General features: G+C 53.1%; 19 protein-coding genes, 1 tRNA gene and 1 pseudogene. 4 read left to right on the forward strand and 17 right to left on the reverse strand.

The window, feature by feature from the left end; all coding sequences use genetic code 11:
• The 6 genes and pseudogenes from KP814_RS28880 to rpsU form a co-directional block, all read right to left on the reverse strand.
• A pseudogene (locus tag KP814_RS28880) lies at positions 1-339 on the reverse strand (transposase); the annotation flags it as partial.
• 275 nt (positions 340-614) lie between these two features.
• Positions 615-691, reverse strand: a tRNA-Ile gene (locus KP814_RS28885).
• Between the two features lie 110 nt (positions 692-801).
• Entirely contained in the window at positions 802-2,721 is a 1,920-nt protein-coding gene (gene rpoD, locus KP814_RS28890) for an RNA polymerase sigma factor RpoD (RefSeq protein ID WP_216740024.1), read from the reverse strand.
• Positions 2,722-2,844: 123 nt separating this feature from the next.
• Positions 2,845-4,650, reverse strand: a complete 1,806-nt coding sequence (dnaG, locus tag KP814_RS28895) for a DNA primase (protein ID WP_216740025.1) — start codon at positions 4,648-4,650, stop codon at positions 2,845-2,847.
• Positions 4,651-4,782: 132 nt separating this feature from the next.
• On the reverse strand, positions 4,783-5,226 hold the full coding sequence (locus KP814_RS28900) for a GatB/YqeY domain-containing protein (RefSeq protein WP_216740026.1): 444 nt from the start codon (positions 5,224-5,226) through the stop codon (positions 4,783-4,785).
• A 136-nt stretch (positions 5,227-5,362) separates the two neighbouring features.
• On the reverse strand, positions 5,363-5,578 hold the full coding sequence (rpsU, locus tag KP814_RS28905; RefSeq protein ID WP_011399974.1) for a 30S ribosomal protein S21: 216 nt from the start codon (positions 5,576-5,578) through the stop codon (positions 5,363-5,365).
• A gap of 347 nt (positions 5,579-5,925) precedes the next feature.
• Here rpsU and tsaD point away from each other — a divergent pair, with 347 nt between their 5' ends.
• Positions 5,926-6,957 (forward strand): tRNA (adenosine(37)-N6)-threonylcarbamoyltransferase complex transferase subunit TsaD, encoded by a 1,032-nt coding sequence (gene tsaD, locus KP814_RS28910; RefSeq protein WP_216740055.1) that lies wholly within the window; start codon positions 5,926-5,928, stop codon positions 6,955-6,957.
• 13 nt (positions 6,958-6,970) lie between these two features.
• Here tsaD and plsY read toward each other — a convergent pair whose 3' ends face one another.
• Positions 6,971-7,555, reverse strand: coding sequence for a glycerol-3-phosphate 1-O-acyltransferase PlsY (gene plsY / locus KP814_RS28915; RefSeq protein ID WP_216740027.1), 585 nt, complete (start codon positions 7,553-7,555; stop codon positions 6,971-6,973).
• 133 nt (positions 7,556-7,688) lie between these two features.
• On the opposite strand from plsY, the gene folB reads away from it, so the two are divergent.
• Together folB and folK (KP814_RS28925) are read left to right on the forward strand one after the other, a co-directional pair.
• Positions 7,689-8,051: a dihydroneopterin aldolase gene (gene folB / locus KP814_RS28920; RefSeq protein WP_164887393.1), complete on the forward strand. Its 363-nt coding sequence runs from the start codon at positions 7,689-7,691 to the stop codon at positions 8,049-8,051.
• Complete coding sequence (gene folK, locus KP814_RS28925; RefSeq protein ID WP_216740028.1) at positions 8,023-8,544, forward strand: 2-amino-4-hydroxy-6-hydroxymethyldihydropteridine diphosphokinase; 522 nt, start codon at positions 8,023-8,025, stop codon at positions 8,542-8,544. Before folB ends, folK (KP814_RS28925) begins: the two co-directional genes overlap by 29 nt.
• A gap of 15 nt (positions 8,545-8,559) precedes the next feature.
• Here the strand turns inward: folK (KP814_RS28925) and pgi are convergent, their stop codons facing one another.
• The 10 genes from pgi to dksA all read right to left on the reverse strand — a co-directional run bounded on the left by pgi (position 8,560) and on the right by dksA (position 20,884).
• Positions 8,560-10,233, reverse strand: a complete 1,674-nt coding sequence (pgi, locus tag KP814_RS28930) for a glucose-6-phosphate isomerase (protein ID WP_216740029.1) — start codon at positions 10,231-10,233, stop codon at positions 8,560-8,562.
• Positions 10,234-10,266: 33 nt separating this feature from the next.
• Complete coding sequence (panC, locus tag KP814_RS28935) at positions 10,267-11,118, reverse strand: pantoate--beta-alanine ligase (RefSeq protein WP_216740030.1); 852 nt, start codon at positions 11,116-11,118, stop codon at positions 10,267-10,269.
• Entirely contained in the window at positions 11,115-11,909 is a 795-nt protein-coding gene (gene panB, locus KP814_RS28940) for a 3-methyl-2-oxobutanoate hydroxymethyltransferase (protein WP_216740031.1), read from the reverse strand. Before panB ends, panC begins: the two co-directional genes overlap by 4 nt.
• 87 nt (positions 11,910-11,996) lie before the next feature.
• Positions 11,997-12,479 (reverse strand): 2-amino-4-hydroxy-6-hydroxymethyldihydropteridine diphosphokinase, encoded by a 483-nt coding sequence (gene folK / locus KP814_RS28945; protein ID WP_216740032.1) that lies wholly within the window; start codon positions 12,477-12,479, stop codon positions 11,997-11,999.
• A complete protein-coding gene (gene pcnB / locus KP814_RS28950; RefSeq protein ID WP_216740033.1) occupies positions 12,476-13,849 on the reverse strand; it encodes a polynucleotide adenylyltransferase PcnB in 1,374 nt (457 codons plus the stop codon). Before pcnB ends, folK (KP814_RS28945) begins: the two co-directional genes overlap by 4 nt.
• Positions 13,850-14,836: 987 nt before the next feature.
• The gene (locus tag KP814_RS28955; RefSeq protein ID WP_216740034.1) at positions 14,837-16,225 is read right to left on the reverse strand and encodes a sigma-54 dependent transcriptional regulator; all 1,389 of its coding nucleotides are present in this window, start codon (positions 16,223-16,225) and stop codon (positions 14,837-14,839) included.
• A gap of 3 nt (positions 16,226-16,228) precedes the next feature.
• Positions 16,229-19,195: a sensor histidine kinase gene (locus KP814_RS28960; RefSeq protein ID WP_216740035.1), complete on the reverse strand. Its 2,967-nt coding sequence runs from the start codon at positions 19,193-19,195 to the stop codon at positions 16,229-16,231.
• The gene (locus KP814_RS28965; RefSeq protein ID WP_216740036.1) at positions 19,185-19,361 is read right to left on the reverse strand and encodes a hypothetical protein; all 177 of its coding nucleotides are present in this window, start codon (positions 19,359-19,361) and stop codon (positions 19,185-19,187) included. Before KP814_RS28965 ends, KP814_RS28960 begins: the two co-directional genes overlap by 11 nt.
• Positions 19,362-19,507: 146 nt before the next feature.
• Entirely contained in the window at positions 19,508-20,422 is a 915-nt protein-coding gene (gene gluQRS, locus KP814_RS28970; protein WP_216740037.1) for a tRNA glutamyl-Q(34) synthetase GluQRS, read from the reverse strand.
• Between the two features lie 21 nt (positions 20,423-20,443).
• Positions 20,444-20,884 (reverse strand): RNA polymerase-binding protein DksA, encoded by a 441-nt coding sequence (dksA, locus tag KP814_RS28975; protein WP_127973692.1) that lies wholly within the window; start codon positions 20,882-20,884, stop codon positions 20,444-20,446.
• 216 nt (positions 20,885-21,100) lie between these two features.
• Here dksA and sfsA point away from each other — a divergent pair, with 216 nt between their 5' ends.
• Positions 21,101-21,826 (forward strand): DNA/RNA nuclease SfsA, encoded by a 726-nt coding sequence (gene sfsA, locus KP814_RS28980; protein WP_216740038.1) that lies wholly within the window; start codon positions 21,101-21,103, stop codon positions 21,824-21,826.
• Positions 21,827-21,833: the final 7 nt, after the last annotated feature.

Genomic DNA, 21,833 nt, shown 5'->3' on the forward strand with positions numbered 1-21,833 from the left:
GCCCTTTCACAGAGAAGCGATTCGACTCTGCCTGAATGAAGGCGAACTTTATTTCATTTCTTTCGCGAAGAAGGCTGAAGCCTTTTTTAGAATTTCCTTTTCCATGCGCAGCTCTTTGTTTTCTTTGCGAAGCCGTTTTAACTCGGCGCGCTCGTCTTCAGCCAGAACCTGATTTTCAAGCTGAGCTTCAATTTTTTCCTTCCACTTGTAGAGCATATTGGCGCTAATGCCGAGGGATTTAGCCGCTTCTGGGACGGAATAACCTTGGTCGCGGACCAAGGAAACGGCCTCCTCTTTAAACTCTTTTGTATACTGCTTATACGACTTTTTCTGACTCATGCTGACACCTTAATCGTTGACGGGTATTGTCTCTTATTAACGTGTCCGGGACTATTAGACCACTACAGATCTTAGTCGGAGCACTTTAGAGGTGGCTGCCAAGAAAGTCATTGAGCGTATGGGGATACGCCATACTTCACATCAAAATAAAAACCGGTTATAAAACAAAGAGATAAGTGAGCTTTGAGACACGTTATGCTTAACGTAAACCATAAAATGTCAGTCTCGGACAAGTTATGCTTTACGCCACAGCCGCTGTTATAGAAGATAAAAATTGGTGGGCCCACCAGGACTTGAACCTGGGACCAACGGATTATGAGTCCGCTGCTCTAACCAACTGAGCTATAGGCCCTTATAGTGTTTCTGATTTCTCAGAAGTCCCGAATTAAGAGGTCCGGGGAAGAGAGGGCGCCAATTATACCTTTCAGATATAGTTGGCGCCAGTATTTTGCTAGCTTTCGATTAATCGTCGATGAAGCTACGCAGATGGTCTGAGCGGCTTGGGTGTCTCAGCTTGCGAAGGGCTTTGGCTTCGATCTGACGGATACGCTCACGGGTAACGTCGAACTGCTTGCCGACTTCTTCCAGAGTGTGGTCCGTATTCATCTCAATACCGAAACGCATACGCAGTACTTTGGCTTCTCTTGCGGTCAAACCAGCCAGTACGCGGCGAGTGGATTCTTTCAGGCCTTCAGTGGTTGCTGAATCAATCGGAGACTCTGCATGAGAATCTTCGATGAAATCGCCCAAATGCGAATCTTCGTCGTCACCGATTGGCGTCTCCATGGAGATGGGCTCTTTGGCGATTTTCAGGACCTTACGCACTTTGTCTTCCGGCATGTCCATCTTCTTCGCCAGTTCTTCCGGCGTCGCTTCACGGCCCATTTCCTGCAACATGTGACGGGAAATGCGGTTCAGCTTATTGATGGTCTCAATCATGTGCACCGGAATACGGATAGTGCGGGCCTGGTCAGCGATAGAACGCGTGATCGCCTGACGAATCCACCAAGTCGCATAAGTGGAGAACTTGTATCCGCGACGGTACTCAAACTTGTCTACCGCTTTCATCAAACCAATGTTGCCTTCCTGAATCAGGTCCAGGAACTGCAGACCACGGTTGGTGTACTTTTTGGCGATGGAGATAACCAGACGCAAGTTGGCTTCCACCATTTCCTTCTTGGCGCGACGTGCTTTCGCTTCGCCAATGGAGATACGACGGTGGATTTCCTTGATGTCCGCAACAGGCAGATCAACGTCATTCTGAATGCTGACGATGCGACGTTGCAGGCGAGTGATTTCCTCTTCCTTGGTTTGCGCTGTTTTAGCCCATTCCTCGCTTCTTGCAGCCAGACCCTTGACCCATTCAAGGTTGGTCTCATTGCCGGGGAACATCTTGATGAAGTTCTTGCGCGGCATTTTGCAGTCGCGGGTACAGATATTCAGGATCTCGCGCTCGTACTTACGGACACTGTCGTTAGTGATGCGGATCGTATTGATAATTTCGTCGAACTGCTTTTGCGCCAGCTTGAAGGGAGCAAATATACGACTGACCTCGTCAAAGCACTCCTGTGCTTCACGGCTGGCGCGACCATGTTTGTCGATGGCGGCGTTCAGAGTGTTAAAGGCTTCGCGCAATTCAGCAAAACGGCCGCGCGCAATTTCAGGGTCGGGGCCACTGTCATTGTCGTCGTCGCTATCGCTGTTGTCGTCGCCCTCGCTTTCTTCGTCCTCTTCATCGTCGAGGTCTTTTTTGGCTTTAGCGTCGTCCTTGCCTGAGCTTTCTTCCGCTTCTTCGTCCTCATCCTCATCTTCGTCGATGTCGTCGGACTCTACTTCTTCGTTAGCTTCAGGAATGACGCCGTCCTCAACGGGGTCAAGGAACCCTGTGATGACGTCGGAGACGCGACCGCCATCTTCGCCTTGTGTGGCGTCAAAAGCGGCAAGAATGTTGGAAACCGTGCCAGGATAGTAAACCAGCGTGGCCATCACATCGCGCAAACCTTCTTCGATGCGCTTGGCGATCTGGATCTCACCCTCACGAGTCAGCAGCTCAACCGTACCCATCTCACGCATGTACATACGCACTGGGTCAGTAGTGCGACCTACATCGTTTTCGACAGAGGCAAGCGCCGCCGCAGCTTCCGCTGCTACAGACTCATCAGTGGAATCACCATCGGTGATCAACAAGGTATCCGCATCTGGAGCTTCTTCGCAGACCATGATACCCATGTCGTTAATCATGCGTATAATGTCTTCCACCTGATCCGGATCTGCTATATCCTCTGGCAGATGGTCGTTAACTTCTGCGTATGTTAGGTAACCTTGTTCTTTGCCGCGGGCGATGAGTTCTTTCAATCGAGATTTTCGGGAATTGCCTGACATAGTCACCCTACGAATTCGGTGGCTTAATGGGAGAAAAACAAACAGCTATTATAGCCTGTATACTGTTTGCGCGCTAGAAACCCTATGTGGAGACGACTTAAAAATTTTCAAGTCCACACAAGATTAAGATTTCGGTGTGGCGATCATCGCCATTTTTTCGCTCGACATTGTTCTGAATTTTTCGTGTAACTCCTTGTTTTTAGGGTCTCTTGAAAGATCCTGATGAATTTTGTCAAAAGATCTGTCGAAATATTTTCTTTTGAGCACTAATAAACTTTCCTGGGCTCCCGCCTCAATTTCCTCTGCACCGAAGATATGCTCCAAGGAATTGAACAGGTTTTTGAAGCGTCTTTGTTGGTGTGGATCAACCGCCAACCGGTAAAGCAGATCTTCCGCTGTCTCGATATTTTCCTTAAGCAGCCACTCCAGAAAGTAAGTCAGAGCCCTTTCGTCGTCCTGAGTAATCTCATAATTCAGAGTGTTTGAGATTTCCTTCGCCCAGGATGGATTGACATACAAACCAAGGCAGGCGCGGGCGGCAATGCGATTGGGTACAGGGATGGGCTCTTCACGAGGCTCGTCCCGGTTCTGAAACGAAAATCCTTTTTTGCCTTTCCAGTCGCCTTTTTTCCACTCCCCCCCGCCATTTTTGCCTTGGCGGTCTCCCCAGCGGGAAGAGCGCGTCAGTTCATTTAGGCGTTGGTAAAGAGCATCTTTTAGAACAGGCGCATTGATGACTTTTAGCGCTGTGCGGGCCTGAGTGGACAGTATGCCTTTGTTTTCCGCAATGGACAGGTCCAGGCCACGGCTCATGGCCTGGAAAAAATATTCTGAAAGGGGCGTGGCGTTGGCGACGCGCTCGCGGAATGCATCCGCGCCTTCGTTTCTGACAAATGTATCAGGGTCCTCGCCCTCCGGGAGAATCAAGAAGCTGACCTTGTAGCCATCCTGAAACATGGGGAGCAAGTTATTAAGCGCCTTATCGGCAGCCGCCAAACCAGCTTTGTCGCCATCGAAGCAGAAGACAATATCCTGACTGGTATTCAGCAGGTGACTTAAATTGTCCTCATTGGTGGCGGTTCCCATTGCGGCGACAGCATTAACCACGCCAAATTGGGCCAGCGAAATAACGTCAAGATAGCCTTCGACCACAATCAGCTGTTCAAGCTTGCGTGACTGCTTACGAGCTTCCCATAACCCATACAGCACATTGCTTTTATGGAATATGGGCGATTCTGGGCTGTTGATGTATTTACTACGGTCATTGCCAAGAGTGCGGCCGCCGAAGGCGATAGTTCTACCCCGGGTATCCCGAATAGGGAACATGAGGCGGTTTTGGAACATATCGAAACGATCCTGTTCCTTTTCTATCACCAAGCGGAGCGTGCTGAGCGCCTTGATCAGGCTGCGGTCGCTAGAGCCGCTAAGAAATTGTCGCTGCGCTGGCGCGAAACCTATGCCGTATAAATCCGCCATTTCGGTAGAAATACCTCGGCGTTTCAGGTACTCCTGAGCGATTCCGCGTTGCGGATGGCTCCCCAGCGCCTGACGAAACGCCGCACCCGCATGAGAGGATGCGTCATACAGCGATTTGTTTTGACTTACTTTCTGCTCCGCCGCTCTATCGCGAGGTACTTCCACGCCGCAGCGCTTCGCCAGTTGCTCAACAGCTTCGTTAAAGGAAAGGTGCTCAGTTTCCTTGATGAAATTGATGGCGTCGCCGTGGGCTCCACAGCCATAGCAGTGATAATGCGCAGGGTGGTTTTCGTTGTATACGTGAAAGGAGGGAGACTTTTCGTCATGAAACGGGCAGCGACCCTGATAGGTTGCGCCGGATTTCTTGAGATTCACCCGCTCAGCGATGAGGCTGGCAAGATCAACCCGAGAAAGTAAGTCGTCGACAAATACTTGAGGGATTAGACCGGCCATGACTTTACTCTATCAAGTAAGAAAGTCTAGTTGCAGGGCGATGCCTGCAACCACTCTGACCTGGCGAAGTCCTGAAACAGGTCGCCGTAATATAGAAAAGCGTTTGGGTGATTAAGATAGTCGCAGAAGGGATCAGGACAAAGCTTTTTTAACTTTTTGTCCGATGACCGCCATATCCGCACGTCCCTGAACTTGTGGCTTCAGGACCGCCATTACCTTGCCCATATCGCGTATCGACTCCGCGCCTGATTCGCTTACCGCAGTCTCGATAAGTTGATCAAGTTCTTCTTCGCTGAGCGCTTCAGGTAGAAAGCCCTGAATTACGTCCAGCTCAAGCTGTTCTTTAGCGACCAGGTCGTCCCGGCCAGCGGCGGAAAATTGAGAGATGGAGTCTTTGCGTTGTTTCGCCATTTTATCCAGTACTTCGAGAACTCGAGCATCATCAACTTCAATGCGCTCGTCCACTTCGATTCGTTTAATGTCCGCCAGAATCAAACGAATGGCTCCAAGGCGGTCTTTTTCCTTGGTGCGCATGGCCGATTTCATGGCTTCGGTTAAACTGTCTTTCAATGACATGATCGAATTGTCTCTGTCCGTATTTGGATATATAAGCGTACTAGAACTGGAAAATGCGAGACTTGTAAAAGTCGTATTAACGCCAACAACCCGGTCTCAACAGTATTAAGACCAGGTCAACGCGGGCGTAATTCGATTAGTACAGGCGCTCGAAACGTCTTTGTTCGCGCTGAACTTTCTTCGCGTGACGTTTTACAGCTGCAGCCAACTTGCGCTTTCTTTCTGAAGTCGGCTTCTCGTAGAACTCGCGACGACGTACTTCTGAAAGGATCCCCGCCTTTTCGCATGAACGCTTAAAGCGGCGAAGGGCAACGTCAAATGGCTCGTTCTCTTTAATTTTTACGGAAGGCATATCCCCTCTCTATGATCTGTAAAAACCGAATTGGTTAAAATTGTGTCAACACAAATAGGGCGCGCATTGTAATCCCGTTAGGTTGCCCTTGTAAAGGTGTTGGCCTGTATAAATTCTAACAAATCTGCGCGAGCGGCGCCCAATTTAAAGGCGATTTGGAATGGAATAGTTGTCACGATGGCTATAAGATGCCCGGCTTGGGCGAGTGGCCCTGCTGGTCGCTGCTGTCAGATGTTTGGGCGCTTAACTGGCTTTTATTGTACTGTCCTGACATCGGCGAGATTAAGGGCTCCCCGATAATTATGGTGGCCGACCTGTGCGGCGATTTGATAATGGCGGAACGTAACATGTTAGTACTGGGCATAGAAACATCCTGCGACGAAACCGGAATTGCGTTGTATGACGGAGCGCGCGGACTGTTGGCTCACACGCTGTACAGTCAGATCAAGTTGCATGCGGATTATGGCGGCGTAGTGCCGGAGCTGGCCTCTCGCGATCACGTGCGAAAAGTGATTCCTTTGATCGAAGAGGTATTAAGTCAGGGGGGCTTCGGCAAAAGCGATGTCGATGCTATCGCTTATACGGCGGGTCCAGGGCTGGTTGGCGCTTTAATGGTGGGAGGCGCTATCGCCTCGGCGCTGGCTTACGCTTTGGATATCCCTACTATTGGCGTCCATCATATGGAAGGGCACTTGTTGGCTCCCATGTTAGAAGAAAATCCACCGGAATTTCCTTTTGTCGCCCTTTTGGTCTCGGGTGGCCATACGCAATTGGTGCGGGTCGATGGCGTCGGCGAATATGAGCTTTTAGGGGAGTCTGTGGACGACGCCGCAGGGGAAGCTTTCGATAAAGTAGCCAAAATGCTTGGCCTGGATTACCCCGGCGGCCCTCAAGTCGCCAAGTTGGCGGAGCAGGGGAACCTGCAACGATTCAAATTTCCGCGCCCGATGACGGATCGCCCCGGGTTGGATTTCAGTTTCAGCGGACTTAAGACGTTTACGCTGAATACTCTTCAGGAGGCGGAAGCCAGTGGCGGCGTTGACGACAATTTACGTGCAGATGTCGCCGCTTGCTTTCAGGAAGCCGTGGTGGAGACTATGGTGATCAAGTGTCGTCGGGCGCTCAAACAGACTGGATTGAAACGATTGATCATGGCTGGCGGGGTCAGCGCGAATCGCCGCCTGCGGGAAAAGTTGCAACAAATGGTCAAAGGTGAAAAAGCGCAGGTCTATTATGCCCGGCCGGAATTTTGTACGGATAACGGTGCGATGATCGCTTACGCCGGCTATCAGCGTCTGGCTGCCGGACAACGAGGAGATCTTAGCGTTGTCGCCACACCACGCTGGCCTTTGGTGGAGTTGCCTTCAATCAAGGGTTAAGGGCGGCGGGAGATTAAAGCGAGCGCTCTTTGCCTTTGGCCAGATTGATGATGTTCTCTCTATGTCGAATCAGAATGAACAGCGCCAATATGAGGAATAGGGCGAGATGCTCTGGATTAAGTCGCCATGCCACCCAGGGAGCCATTACCGCGGCGGTCAGTGAGGCAAGGGACGAGATCCGCTTCCAATATACGACGGCCGCCCACACCAGCGTCAAAGCGAGTGTGGTTTGCCAGGCCAGCGCCAGCCCCGCTCCCAGCACCGTGGCGACGCCCTTACCCCCCTTGAAGTGATGGAATGCCGGCAGCATATGGCCGACAATCGCCGCTACGGCGGTGACGCCTTGTTCATAGGGCGAAAGCCCAAGCATGGCTGCGATACAGACGGCGGCGGCGCCTTTGGCTGCGTCCCAGAATAAAGTAAGTGTGGCGGGAATAGGGCCGCCGAGGCGGTAAATATTGGTCGCGCCAGGATTGCCGGAGCCTGCTTCGGTGGGATCGGGGAGCTGAAAGTAACGGCATACCCAATAGGCGCCCATGATGGAGCCGAGCAGGTAGGCGATGGATGTCGCCATGAGAAGTTGAAAAGGATGCTCCATGGGCCCCCTGCGGCTTAAAATAGATCAGACTGCGTAGATTATGAGCCATAATAGAGGTTGCTTGTCTACACCCCTTTGGTCGCTAGGGAGCGCTTCTTTCCCTGCGTATAGACGACGGCGTATGTTAGGTGTCATGGATACAGTACTTATTGAAGGTTTGCAGGTAGACGCCATAATCGGCGTTTACGAATTTGAGAAGGGATATCAACAGCGGCTTTTTGTTGATATCGAGCTGGGATGCGATATTTCTGGTGCGGCGCGTGAGGATAACCTTGATCTCACCCTGAACTATGCAGCCGTCAGCGAGCGTTTGCGTGAATATGCCGCAGCCAGTCGCTTTCAGCTCATTGAGACTCTGGCGGAGCGGTTTGCTGAATTGCTGCAGAAAGAGTTTGGCGCGCCCTGGTTGCGTCTGACGATCCGAAAGCCCGGCGCTGTCGCGGAAGCGCGTAGCGTGGGAGTAAGAATTGAAAGAGGAGCTCGCAAGAGTGGTTAAAGTGGTTGTTGGTATTGGCAGCAATATCGACCCGGATAAGAATATTGCTCTGGCGCTAGACGCGTTGGATGCGCATTTTCAGGATTTGCGTTTATCGCCTGTATATGAGTCGGAAGCGATTGGGTTCGCCGGCGACGCCTTTATCAATTTGGTGGCGGCGTTTCACACTGAGGAGCCGGTTGGCGCAGTGCAGCGAACTTTGAAGCAGATTGAGGCGAGCAGCGGGCGTACGGGTTTGGAGTCTAAGCACTCTGGGCGCACGCTGGATATCGATATCCTTACCTATGGAGATGTAGTGGGAGAAGTGGAGGGGATTGCGCTTCCGCGGGGTGAAATAACAGAGAACGCTTATGTTTTGCTGCCCCTGGCGGAGCTTGTGCCCAATGAACGCCACCCGGCCTTGAACGTCTCCTACGCGGAGTTGTGGGAAAAGTATGATCGCGCCCAGCGACTACATAGAGTCGCCTTTAGCTGGCGCGACCAGACTTTCTAGCGGAATCCGGGAGAGTTAGCTCCCGGAACCGTTAGCTTTGCGGAATTTCTCCACCAGCGCCGCGCTGGACGGATCTAGCGCATCCGTCGACGCGCCGGTGTCCAGCAGCATGGGCAATATACTGTCGCTGAGTTGTTTGCCCAGCTCCACGCCCCACTGATCAAAAGAATTCAAATTCCAGATAACTCCCTGCACGAAAACTTTTTGCTCATACAGGGCTATCAGCGCGCCGAGCGTATGCGGATTGATTTCATCCATCACCAGCGTGTTGCTGGGACGGTTGCCGGGAATCACTTTATGAGGAGCCAGTTCCCCCGCGCGCTCTGATGACATGCCAGCATCAAGCAGCTCCTGACGAGCCTTCTCAAGAGACTTGCCGCACATCAATGCTTGGCTCTGCGCGAAGCAGTTGGAGGCAAGCATGGCGTGATGACGTCCGGCGGGCTTGTGGGATTTCAGCGGCAGAATGAAGTCCGCTGGGGTCCAGCGTGTGCCCTGGTGCAGTAACTGGTGATAGGCATGCTGGCCGTTAGTGCCGGCGCCGCCCCAGATAATAGGGCCCGTGGCGTAGTCGACGCCAACGCCTGAACGGTTGACGCCTTTGCCGTTGCTTTCCATATCAACCTGTTGCAGGTGCGCAGGCAGATTCTCAAGCGTCTGGTCATAGGGCAGGATAACGTAGCTGTCCGCGCCCAGGAAATTGTGATACCAAATGCCCAGCATGCCCATCAATACGGGCATATTTTGCTCGAGCGGCGCAGTTTTGAAGTGCTGATCCATGGCTTCTGCGCCGGCGAGCAACTCTCTGAAGGCCTTCATACCAACTTGCAGCGCAATGGGCAAGCCAATGGCGGACCACAAAGAGTAGCGGCCACCCACCCAGTCCCACATCGGAAATACATTTTCCGCATCGATACCGAAATCACGGGCGCGCTGCACGTTGCTGGAAACTGCGACAAAATGCTTGCTCAGTCCCGTCTCAGAACCGCCTTCGCGCAAATACCATTCGCGAGCGGTCATGGAGTTCGCCAGTGTCTCTTGAGTCGTGAAAGACTTGGACTGGACGATGAACAACGTGGTCTCTGGATTCAGGTTCTCCAGGGTGTAGGCAATATCAGAGCCGTCCACATTGGAGACGAAATGGCAGCGGATGTTTTCCTGCCAGTAAGGACGCAGTGCTTCTACCGCAACGCGAGGCCCCAGATAGGAGCCGCCGATACCGATGCTGACGACATCATTGATCGGCTTGCCGCTGTAACCTAACCATTCGCCACGGTGAACCTTGCTGACGAACTGCTCCATTTGCGCCAGGGCGCTGCGGATTTCGGGTTTGATATCCTGGCCATCCACCAGCACTGGCGTATCGGAACTGCTGCGCAGTGCGGTATGAAGCACCGCGCGGCCTTCCGTGTGATTGATCGGCTCGCCAGCGAACATGGCGTCGATGGACTTTCTCATTCCTGCGTCTTCAGCCAGTTTTACCAGCTTTTCCAACGTAGCGGAGTTTGCTCTGTTCTTGGAGTAGTCCAGAGTGAGTCCCGCAGCACTGAGAGAGTAGCTTTGGACTCTGGCGGGATCGCGATGAAAGTAATCCAGAATATGGTCGTTGGCGGTATCTGCAGCATGTTGCTGCAACGCCCGCCAGCTTTCTTTTGCCTTATCGTTAAGCGTTTGAGGCGTGTCTTGCATTGTTTTGAATTTCCTTGGGATTGATGATGGATATCAACCTAGGTGTACGCTGATGTTGTCGATAAGCCTTGTCGTTCCCAGGTAGGCCGCCGCAAGTATCGTGATGTCCCTGTCGCTGGCGACCGCCGGAGACAGAGTGTCGCTGTTCACGATATTGAAGTAGTCAGGAACGAAACCGGCTTGCGTCAGTTTATTGTTGGCTTCTGCGCTTATTGCGGCGAAGTCCTTGTCGCCATTTTCAATCTGCTCCGCACTTTCTTGCAGGAGCTTGTACAGCAATGGCGCCGTTTGGCGTTGTTCGGCGGAAAGGTAGCCATTGCGGGAACTCATCGCCAGACCGTCCGTTTCCCTGAGGGTGGAACCACTCTCAACGACGATAGGGAGATAGAGATCGCGAGTCATCTTGCGAATGACCGCCAGTTGCTGAAAGTCTTTTTCGCCAAATATGGCGACATCCGGCTGCACCATGTTGAACAGCATGGATACGACGGTTGTTACGCCAGTAAAGTGTCCGGGCCGGCTGGCTCCGCAGTGGAGCTCGCTCAGCGCGGGTGTAATAACCTTGGTATGGCGCTCCAGTCCCTCTGGGTACAGCTGACTGACTTCCGGGGTGAATAAAAGGTGATTACCAGCGGCGACCAGCTTTTCTTTGTCTGCGTCCAAGGTTCTCGGATACTTGTCCAGATCCTCGTTTGCCCCAAACTGTAACGGGTTAACGAAAATGGACGTTACCACATAGTCGCACAATTCCTTGGCTTGTTTGACAAGGCTGACATGCCCTGCGTGCAAGTTGCCCATGGTGGGCACCAGTCCAATGCGTTTCCCTTGCGTACGCTGCTGCCGGATTGCGGCGCGCAGATCTTTAACCCTGTGGATGGTGATCATATGTTGAAGCTGTGCTCCTCCGCCGGAAATGCGCCGCTCTTAACGGCTTCCACGTAACCTTTAAACGCTGCTTGAATGGAATCGGAACCGGCGAGGAAGTTTTTGACGAACTTCGGTTTCTTGCCTGCGCCGACTCCTAAAAGATCGTGCATCACCAACACTTGCCCGTCAGTGTAAGGCCCTGCGCCAATGCCGACGACCGGCGCGCTGACTTCTTCCGTCAATTGCTTGGCGAGTTTGGTGGGGACGCATTCCAGCAATATTATGTCAGCGCCGGCTTGTTCCAATGCCTTGGCGTCGTCCAGCATCATCTGCGCCTGACTTGCTTCTTTACCTTGCACTTTATAGCCGCCGAACTTGTTGACGGACTGTGGCGTTAGCCCTAAATGAGCGCATACCGGGACGCCCTGGCGGGAAAGATGTGCAATGGCGTCACAAAGCCAGGCTCCGCCTTCCAGTTTCACCATGTGCGCGCCTGCTTGCATGAGCTGCCTGGCTCCGGCCATCGCCTGTTCCGGCGTGCCGTAACTCATAAAAGGCATATCTGCGATGATGAACGCGTTGCGCGCGCCGCGTTTGACTGACGCTGTGTGGTAAACCATGTCTTCCAGGCGAACTGGAACCGTGCTGTCGTGACCCTGTAAAACCATGCCGAGTGAATCGCCGACCAATATCACCTCAACGCCAGCCTGATCCATTTCGTAGGCGAAGGTGGCGTCATAGGCGGTCATTACCGCGAATTTTTCGGATTTCTTCTTGAGGTCCAGGAGGGTGCTCAGAGTGATGGACATGCAATCATCCTGTACTGTTGGAGGCAATAGACTAAATGGAAACCTGGTGTGAATAAAGTCCCGGATGCGTTGAGGAGACGTTTCGTCCTACTGAATACGCTCAATGCCTTCCTGCGGCAATGTCGCAAGCAGAGCGGATATCGATCCAATGCCCGGAATAACGCAATTCGGCGCAATTTCAGCCAAGGGAAATATAACAAAGTTACGCTCGTGCATGGCGTAATGAGGTACGGTCAGTACTTCGCTGTTCAGAGTTTCATCGCCAAATAACAGCAAATCCAGATCCAGGGTTCTGGGAGTCCAGCGTTCGCCCTGGCGTACGCGGCCTTGATTGTTCTCAATAGTTTGCAGCTCTCGCAACAGGTCGAGAGGTTCCAGGCTGGTTTCCAGTTGCGCGACCGCGTTGACATACCAGGGCTGGTCAGGCGCGCCGAGGGGCGCGCTGCGATACAGGCTGGACGCCTGCAGCAACTGGACGCTGGATATATCTTCCAGCGCGCTTAGCGCTTGGCGCAGCTGTTGCTCAGGCTGGCTTAGGTTACTACCCAAGCCGACATAGCAGAGTGTCATTGCGATGGCGCACTGTTGTTGGTGCGGCGTGGGCGTCTGCGCGGACGTCTGCGTCCACCGGAGCCGTCCCGTTTAGGGCCTTGCTGCTGCAATTTATTACGCCCCTGGTCATCGGCTTCCTGGTAGCGCGTCCACCACTCGCCAAGTCCTTGCAGGTCTTCACCGCTTTGTTCACGCAAGACCAGGAAGTCGTAGGCGGCGCGGAAGCGGGGATGTTCCACCAGGCTCTGCAGACGTTTGCTTTGTTTGCGGGGCAGTCGAAGCTGCAATTCCCAGATTTCACGCATGGGCTGACTGAAACGCTTCGGCAGCGCAGTGTGCTTGACCTGCTGCGCCAGCACTTTGTCGATAGCCTTGTGCATAGCCTGCATGGGAGGCAAGCCGTCGTCTTGGTAGCGCTGCTGCAGTCTTTGCATTGGCGACCACAACATGGCCGCGTATAAAAACGCAGGAGTTACCGGCTTGTCCTGGGCGATTCGCTTATCCGTGTTGCGCAGCGCTTGCAGGATCAGTTTCTCCGCATGGGGGTGCTCATTTTCCAGCAGGCGGTCAGTTTCTGGGAACAGGAATTTGAATAAGTCGAACTGGCGCAGAATTTCGAATGTACGTACGGCTTTACCGGATAAGAACAGCTTCAGAACTTCTTCAAACAAACGCGCAGAGGGTATGTTGAGAAGCAAGGGGCCTAGATCCAGGATGGGGCTGGCGGTGCGTTCTTCGATTGAAAAATCCAGTTTTGCGGCGAATCGGGCTGCGCGCAGCATGCGCACGGGATCTTCCCGGTAACGGGTTTCAGGGTCGCCGATCAGGCGCAGAACCCGGTGTTCAATGTCTTCGATGCCGCCTGCGTAGTCATAAATGCTGAAATCTCTGACGCAGTAATAAAGCGCGTTAACGGTGAAGTCACGGCGTAGCGCGTCTTCTTCCTGGTTGCCGTAGACATTGTCGCGCAGTATCTGGCCTGAGTCGCTGGTGACCGCGTCGCCGTCGTCTTCGCCAGCATTTTGATGACCGGCGCGAAATGTGGCGACTTCAATGATCTCACGACCGAAGCGCACATGAGCGAGGCGGAAACGACGTCCGATCAGGCGACAGTTGTTGAACTGCTCGCGCACTTGTTCTGGGGTTGCGCTGGTGGCGACGTCGAAGTCTTTGGGCTGTTCGCCCAGTAATAAATCGCGCACGCCGCCGCCGACTAGAAAGGCGTCATAGTTGGCGCCGTTCAGGCGGTAGAGAACTTTCAACGCCGCAGGGCTGATCTGCTTGCGTGAGACTGTATGGCTGTCGCGGGGGATGATTCGCAGTTTCAAAGGTTTTGCGCCGGCTTCTTTGCGTCCCGGTTTTATCAGGCCCATTAACTTTTTCAGCATGACGATCTTGTGTCTATCAATACCAATGATTTCGAGGGCCGGAGTGTACTCTTTTGTAACGGATATTGCGACAGCAAAAGCCGTGCCTCATACGTGGTGGAATGCGGCTGAAAGGTGCTCAGACCCAATATGCTTTAAGCATAGCTTTGATGGGGCATTAGTCGACAAAAGACGGAAATTTAAGGAAAAAATGAGGAGAGGGGAGAATAACTAAGGGGAAAGCAATGTTGCTTTCCCCCACTGAGAAGAAGGTTAGACGATTTTTTGTTTTTATTTTTGTCTTGGTCCCAAACGATTGGTCGCTCCACAATTAGAGCCTAGAGGATTAGTTACAAACGGAACGCTTTGAATACTTCGAGTGATAATAGGGATTTGGATAGTGTTGTTTAAGTCTAGAATGTCCACTGTCGTGGTTCTTTTTAATACTAGACACCCTACCCATACCTTGAAATACCACTAAAAAGCTCGGCATCCAAAACAATCAGTTCGCCACCCGTATTTTTATTTTTGTTCTGGGTTGTTCTTTTTGTTCACTCTGCTTTTTTATTTTTATTTGTGCAGTTCGGTGCATTTTTATTTTTATTTTGCACTGTAAGAGAGCATGGGGCGTGCCAGAAAATTAAAAAAACATTATAAAACAGCAATGTAGCTGCGAGTGTTCAAAAGTCATACGTGTTTTTGCTTACCTGAGTGTTACCAATGCCCACTGAAAGGGCATCCTGGTGTTCCCCAAAGTAACGCTGGGTAACAACTCAACCGCAGTTGGTGTCACAAAGAGGGGCGCGAGGCGCATTTAGACTGTTTTTTAATCAAAATTATGGCCCACATTAGTGAATATGCAAGTCAACTTAGCGTAACAATTTTAGGTTGTGAGCAATAAATGCGCGCGACCGACTAAATATCGATCAAAAAGAAACGATTTGGGGCGTGAGAAAGGAAAGTGTGGGGTATTGCAGCCCGGATGAACCGGGCTGGCTGGAAAAAGTGTTACTTAGCGCTTTTTTTGGTGCGCGGTATGCCCAAACGCTGTCGACGCTCCCATAAACTTTTGCGGCTGATGCCCAATTTGCGGGCCAACTCGGTTTCGCTCATGGTGTCCTGATTTTCCAGTACAAAGTGCTGGAAATAGTCCTCTAATGACAAATCCGTGCCTTTATCCGCGCCTTTGGAGTTGGCGGGGTTATCCATACTCAGCATACCTTCGGGGATATCCAGCTCTCCCTCCAGATCAATCGCCAGCAGGTCTTTGCCGATGTGGTCGCTGTCCGAGAGGATGACGGCGCGCTCGACGGCGTTCTCCATCTCTCGCACGTTGCCTGGCCACTGATAGCGACGAATAAGGGTGAGGGCGTCCTTATCGAATTTGAGGTTGGGCTTATCCATACGCTCGCCCATTTTAGCCAGCAGCATTTTAGCCAGACCGATGACATCATCCTCCCGGTCCCGCAATGGGGGGATGCGGAGCTGCATGACGTTCAGTCGGTAAAACAAGTCTTCCCGGAACTCGCCCACTTTGGTCATTGCCTTGAGGTTACGGTGCGTTGCGGCGATGAGGCGCACGTCCACGCGTTTGGACTGGGTGGAGCCGACCCGACGAATCTCGCCCTCTTGGAGAACCCGTAACAAACGCGCCTGGGCTTCCAGTGGCAGTTCGCCTATTTCGTCGAGAAATAAGGTGCCGCCGTCAGCCGCCTCTATCAGGCCGCTACGCGCGCCCACAGCGCCCGTAAACGCGCCTTTCTCATGGCCGAATAGCTCGGATTCAATCAGTGTTTCTGGAATCGCTGCGCAGTTGACGCAGATGAGAGCGCCCTCCCGACGTCGGCTCAACATGTGCAGGGCGCGTGCGGCCAGTTCTTTACCTGTGCCTGACTCGCCTTGAATCAGTACGGTGGTGTCGGTCGGGGAGACTTTACCGATCAAATCGAACAGCTTCAGCATTTCCGTGCATTCGCCGAACATCAGATCATTGATGTCTGCGCGCGCAGAGGCGTTTTCCGCTTCGAGTTTGGGAGGCGAGGGCTTGGCGGGGCGCCGATCCAGGATGGATTTGATCGACGCCAGCATCTCGTCGTGATCGAAAGGCTTGGCGATATAGTCCACCGCGCCGAGTTTCATAGAATCCACGGCGGAGCGCAGGCTGGCGTAACTGGTCATGATCAGGACGGGAGTCTCGGTCGCCTGAATCAGATCGGTGCCGGGTCGACCGGGAAGACGCAGATCGGAAATGATCAAATCCGGTTTGCTTTGCTCCGCAACTTCCAGAGCGCGATCAACGGAGTCCGCTTCGGCGACGGCGTAACCGTTATGCTGTAAGAGTCGCGTCAGGGCGGAGCGGATAATGCTCTCGTCTTCTACAATCAAGATTAAAGCCATAGCTTAAGTTTCCGTTAACTCTGCAGAGATACTTTCTGAGTCGGACTGATAAGCCGGTAGTTCGATAATGACCCGGGTTCCTTTGCCGGATTCTTTATCCGCCGGACTTTCTATCCGAATGTGGCCGTAGTGCTCTTCTATAATGCTGTACACCAGAGACAGCCCCAAACCAGTACCCTTATCGGGGCCTTTGGTGGTATAGAAGGGCTCGAACAGGTGATCTATCTGGTCGCCGCTGATGCCGCTGCCTTCGTCCTCCACTTCAACATGGATGGAATATTGTTGCAGCGACGCTCTCACCCAGATATTGGCTGAAGCCTCCGAAGCGTCGCGGGCGTTGCTGAGCAAGTTGACGAAAACCTGCACCAGACGTTGTCCGTCGCCCATTACCTTTACCGTTTCGTCCACTTCGTTGACGTAGAGCACCTGTGGCTCTTTAGTGGATAAGGAGAGTAAGTGTATCGCTTCGTCGACGCAACGTTTTAACTCCGTCGGCCCATGCTGGGCGGACTGGGTGTAATTGCCGGAGCGGGCGAAATTCATCAGGGTGTGTAAAATTCTGGAGACCCGCTGGGTCTGCACAAGAATATGTCCCGCCGTCTCCAGCACTTCTTCGTTGCTGGTCATGAGTTTGAGGTTTTGGGCAAGACAGGCGATGCCCGTTACCGGGTTGCCAATTTCGTGGGCGACCCCCGCTGCAAGACGCCCCACGGAAGCGAGGCGCTCACTATGAACCAGCTCGTCTTCCAGTAACTGGGTCTCCGTATAATCTTCCAAAAGCAGCACTTGTCCGGCGCCCGATGCGCCATCGCTTTCAATCGCGGCTTTGTGCAGATTGAACCAGTGTGGTGCGCCGTTAATGTCCAGGCGCTTCTTGGAGACATGGCGCTCTTCCGCATTAGCGAAGCTAAAGAGCAGCGTGGACCAGGGCTTGGCAATGGCGCTGATGTGTGAACCGATGACCTGCGGAGCGGGAATTCCCGTCAGCTGCTCCATCGCGTGATTCCACATCAACACTTCAAGATCAGCGCCTAAAGAACAGGTGGCGATAGGTAGATTTTGTAAGGTTTGCCGATGGTAACGGCGCAGCGTATCCAATTCGCCGGCAAGTCCGCTGAGGCGGTTATGGTATTCCTCCAGCTTGCTCTCAACGAAGTAAATGTCCTGAGCGGGCGCAACGCTGGTGGCGGGCTTGAAGCTGAGATTCTGTTTGACGATGTCCTGCGCCAGAGCCGGACCTAATAGACCTGACAAATTGGCTTCGATCTGATCGCGCAGCCTGCGTAGCGCATAGGGGCGGTACTCGACCTCATGCAACTGCAACTGCGCGAGGGCGTGATTCACTTCTCTTTCGGCGGCTTGGCGGCCGAGAGACTCTGTCAGGAAGTCCTTAAACTGCTCGGAGCTGGTGGCGACCAATTCGCGTCGTGATGGACGCATCAGTGTGTCGACGGAGCAGGCCTGGGCGGAGCGCGCTTCTGCCTGAGAGGCGTCGGTAAACAGGCTGACCATGACGAAAACGAAAATATTCAGGGTCAGGGACGCCATCACATAGTAGTGCCAATCGTCAGGATTGAAGCTGTAGCTGTCGCGCCATGGATTGACCGAGAACACGTCTACACCGAACAAGATGGGTAATGGCATGGTGACGAACCACAAGCTTACGCCGGCGCATAAGCCACTGATGAATCCGTTGCGATTTCCCAGGGGCCAATAGATGACCGCCATCACCCCTGGCAGCAACTGCAGGCCAGCGGAAAAAGCCAGTATGCCCAGCTCGGAAAGGGAAAAGCGGTTGTCCAGGAATAGAGAGAACAGGTAGCCGGAGCCGAGGATAAACAAGATCAAGCCGCGTCTTACCCAGGTCAGCCAGGAATAGATATTGCCGCGGGACAAAGGCTGATATACGGGGAGGATGACATGATTGAGCATCATCGAGGCCAGCGCCAGACAGGTCACGATCAGTAAGCCGCTGGCGGCGGTCAGTCCGCCAAGAAAGGCGACAATACTGATCCAGGGGGCGTTGAGCACCTGGCCCAGGCCGAGAATAAAAAATTCCGGTGTTGTGGGAACGGACAGCTTGATGCCCGCCCACATGAAAATAGGGATGGGCAGACTCATCAGGAGCAGGTACACCGGTAGTCCCCAGCTCGCTTTGTAAAGTGCAGTGGGATTCAGGTTTTCCGTAAAGGTGACATGAAACATGTGCGGCATCACCAAGGCGGAAGCGAAGAATATCAGCAGCATCGCCCGCCAGGGCCCTTCCTCTAAGTGGCGCTCCATGGCGCTGATGCGTTGCGCGTTCTCTTGCAGCCAGCTGTTCACTTCGCCGAAGCCGCCGAACACCTGATAGGCGATCAATATGGCCAGCGCCAGTATGATCACCAGCTTGAGACCGCCTTCTAGCGCAATCGCCACGATCAGGCTGGGGTGTCTTTCCGCGCGAGTTTGTCCGCGGGCGCCGAAAAAGATGGCGAAGAAAATGATCATGGCGCAGAACAGCAGGCTGACTATCCGTGTGTCCTGAGACGGCGCTAGAACATGCAGGGAGTTGTCGAGCGCCTGAAACTGCAACGCCAGCAGCGCGAGTGAAGCGAAGCTGATGAAGAGTGTGCTGATGGTGCCTGCCGCCTGACTTCTGTAGCGGAAGGTGAATAAATCCGCCACTGAAGAAAGTTGATAGGATTTGGTGACCCGCAGAACAGGAATCAGCAACACTGGCGCAAGAAGAAAAGCGCCGCAAACCCCCAGATAGAAAGCCAGAAAGCCGTAGCCGAATTCGTAAGCCAGGCCGACGGAGCCGTAAAACGCCCAGGCGCTGGCGTAGACGCCGAGAGATAAAACATAGGTGGCGGGGTGCCGGACCCAGCGTAAAGGTATCCAGCCGCGCTCGGTGATATAAGCCAGGCCAAACAATGCACTGAGGTACAGGGCTCCGTAGGCGAGCAGGCTCCAGGCGCTAAAATTCATTCGGTCCCCGCTTTCGCTCTAACCAGTATGCGACGACGATCAGCAGAGACCAGATAATGTATGGCCTGTACCAGGCGCTACCCGGCGCGATCCACCAGTCCATGATCACGGGTGAAAAAATGTAGACGCCTAAAATCAGCAGAAACACCAAGCGATAAATATACATAGACCGCGTTACCAAAATACCCGGAAGACTAGGTTTGTCCATGTTACTGGAGGAAACGGGAGCATGCAAAATACCTTTTTGGCTTCCCAATTGGTTGTTTTCGCGTACTTATTAAATATAAGTGGGCAAAAGCAGAGTAACAGGTTTTAAGCGCTTGATGCGCCGGTTATCTCAGGCAGGGGAACGCTGCGTAGTCCATGGATCTTGTCGCGGGACCAGTTTAGCGTTAGTTGTGGCAGGAGCTCCAGAGGCGTTTCGGCTTGCGCCAGCTCTGCGTTATCGATCAACAGCGCCGCTGCCGCCGCTCTGAGGTTGCTCATGATTTGCCGGTTATCCAGCCCGGGGGCCAGGTTCTGCTTGCTGAGTTTGGCGCCGGAAGCATCGACGACGACCGGGAAATGTCCGACTTGCGGCGACTCTTTGCCCAGTGCTTTATACATTTGATATTGCAATGGCGTGGAGTCAAGTAAGTCGGAACCGCGAATAATATGGCTGATATCCTGCGCTAAGTCGTCGCATACCACCGCCAGTTGGTAAGAGAAAAAGCCTTCTTTACGCCGAATGACAAAATCATCCAGTTCTCCATGGAGATGGTAGGGGACGACGCCTTGTATCAGGTCATGAAAACTATGCTCCGCATCGGTTACGGCAAATCGGTAAGCGTATTCGGCGTTTGGGGGCGTTTGGCGTAAGCGGCAGGCGTCCAGGTGGCGACCCTGTCGTGCAGACAGCTCTTTGCGACTGCAAGGACAGGGGTAAGCGTGACCGCTCGCAAGCAATTGCGTGAGTAGCTCAGTGTAGGAAGAGAGGCGGTGCGATTGATAGATAACGCTTTCGTCCCACTGCAGGCCGTGAGCTTCAAGTGTTCGCAGAATGCTGTCAGCGGCGCCGGGGACTTCCCGTAGTGGATCGATGTCTTCGATGCGAACGAGCCAGACGCCTTGTTTACTGCGCGCATCAAGATAGCTGGCCAGCGCGCCGACCAATGAGCCGAAGTGAAGAGGGCCTGTGGGAGAGGGCGCGAAACGCCCTCGATAGATATCCGAAGAGACTGCCTGCATGGAGGCGCGGGCGAGACCGGATTAGATGCCGGTTTGCTTTTCCCGAATTTCCGCCAGTGTTTTGCAATCAATGCACAATGTGGCGGTTGGGCGGGCTTCCAAACGGCGAATACCGATTTCCACGCCGCAGGATTCACAAAAACCGTAATCTTCCCGATCAATCTGATCGATAGTCTGGTCAATTTTCTTGATCAGCTTACGCTCTCTGTCGCGAGTGCGTAGTTCCAAGCTGAATTCTTCTTCCTGAGTTGCTCTATCGCTTGGGTCTGCGTAGTTGGCCGCGTCTTCCTGCATATGGTGCATGGTGCGGTCTACTTCTTCCATGAGCTCTTGTTTCCAGTCCAGCAGGATCTGTTTGAAATGCTCCAGCTGAGGAGGGCTCATGTATTCTTCGTTTTCACCAATTTCATACGGAGTAAAATTCGTGAATTTACCAGCGCTACCCGCTTTTTCATTTGGCATATCTTCTGCCTCGTCTAGTCACTTCTCAAAAGTAGTGTAGGCTCCCGCGCCCGCACTGGACTTATATTTGCTAATATTCGCGATTTGTCAGGATTTAAGCGAGCGAAACATAGCAGATAACTGAACTGATCGCCAACCCTTATTTATTTCAAAGTAGCCCAATTTAATGCGATTGCTATTTTCGGTGTTTATCAGTGCGAATAAGGAGTCATTTTTTTGAAAATAGATACAGTTTCAACGCCTGGACGGCTGCTAAAACGATACAAGCGATTTCTGGCGGATATCCAGCTTCACGATGGCGGCGAGCTGACCATCCACTGCCCTAATACGGGGGCGATGACGGGGTGCGCTGAGCCAGGGAGTCTTGTGTACTACAGCGATTCCGGCAATCCCGCCCGTAAATATCGGCATACATGGGAGCTGGTGGAGACCCCGGCCGGAGAGTTCGCATGCGTGAACACGGCGCGTCCAAATCAGCTTGTGGGCGAGGCCATTGACGCTGGAGTGATCAAGGAGTTGCAGGGATATCCTTTGAAGAAGGCGGAAGTGAAATTCGGCGATCAAAACAGCCGGGCTGATTGGATGCTTTCCGGTTCTTCGGAGCTTCCCGACTGCTATGTAGAAGTGAAAAACGTCACCCTTTGCATTAATGGGCGCGGCTACTTTCCCGATGCCGTCAGCACGCGGGGGCAAAAGCATCTGGAAGAGCTGATGTCCGTGGTGAGAAGCGGAAAGCGGGCTGCGTTGGTCTTTTGCGTCAACCATAGCGGTATTACCGTGGTGAGTCCCGCGTCACATATCGACGCCCGCTATGGGGTTTTGCTGACGGAAGCCATTGAGGCAGGCGTGGAAGTGTTGGCGTATAAGTCAGAGATTAAGCCCGGGGAAGTAAGGCTTTCCCAGAAACTAGAGGTGATTCCGTTCGATCCAGAGGCGTTTTAATACGGCG

This window comes from Hahella sp. HN01 (assembly GCF_018986435.1).
Classification (GTDB): Bacteria; Pseudomonadota; Gammaproteobacteria; order Pseudomonadales; family Oleiphilaceae; genus Hahella.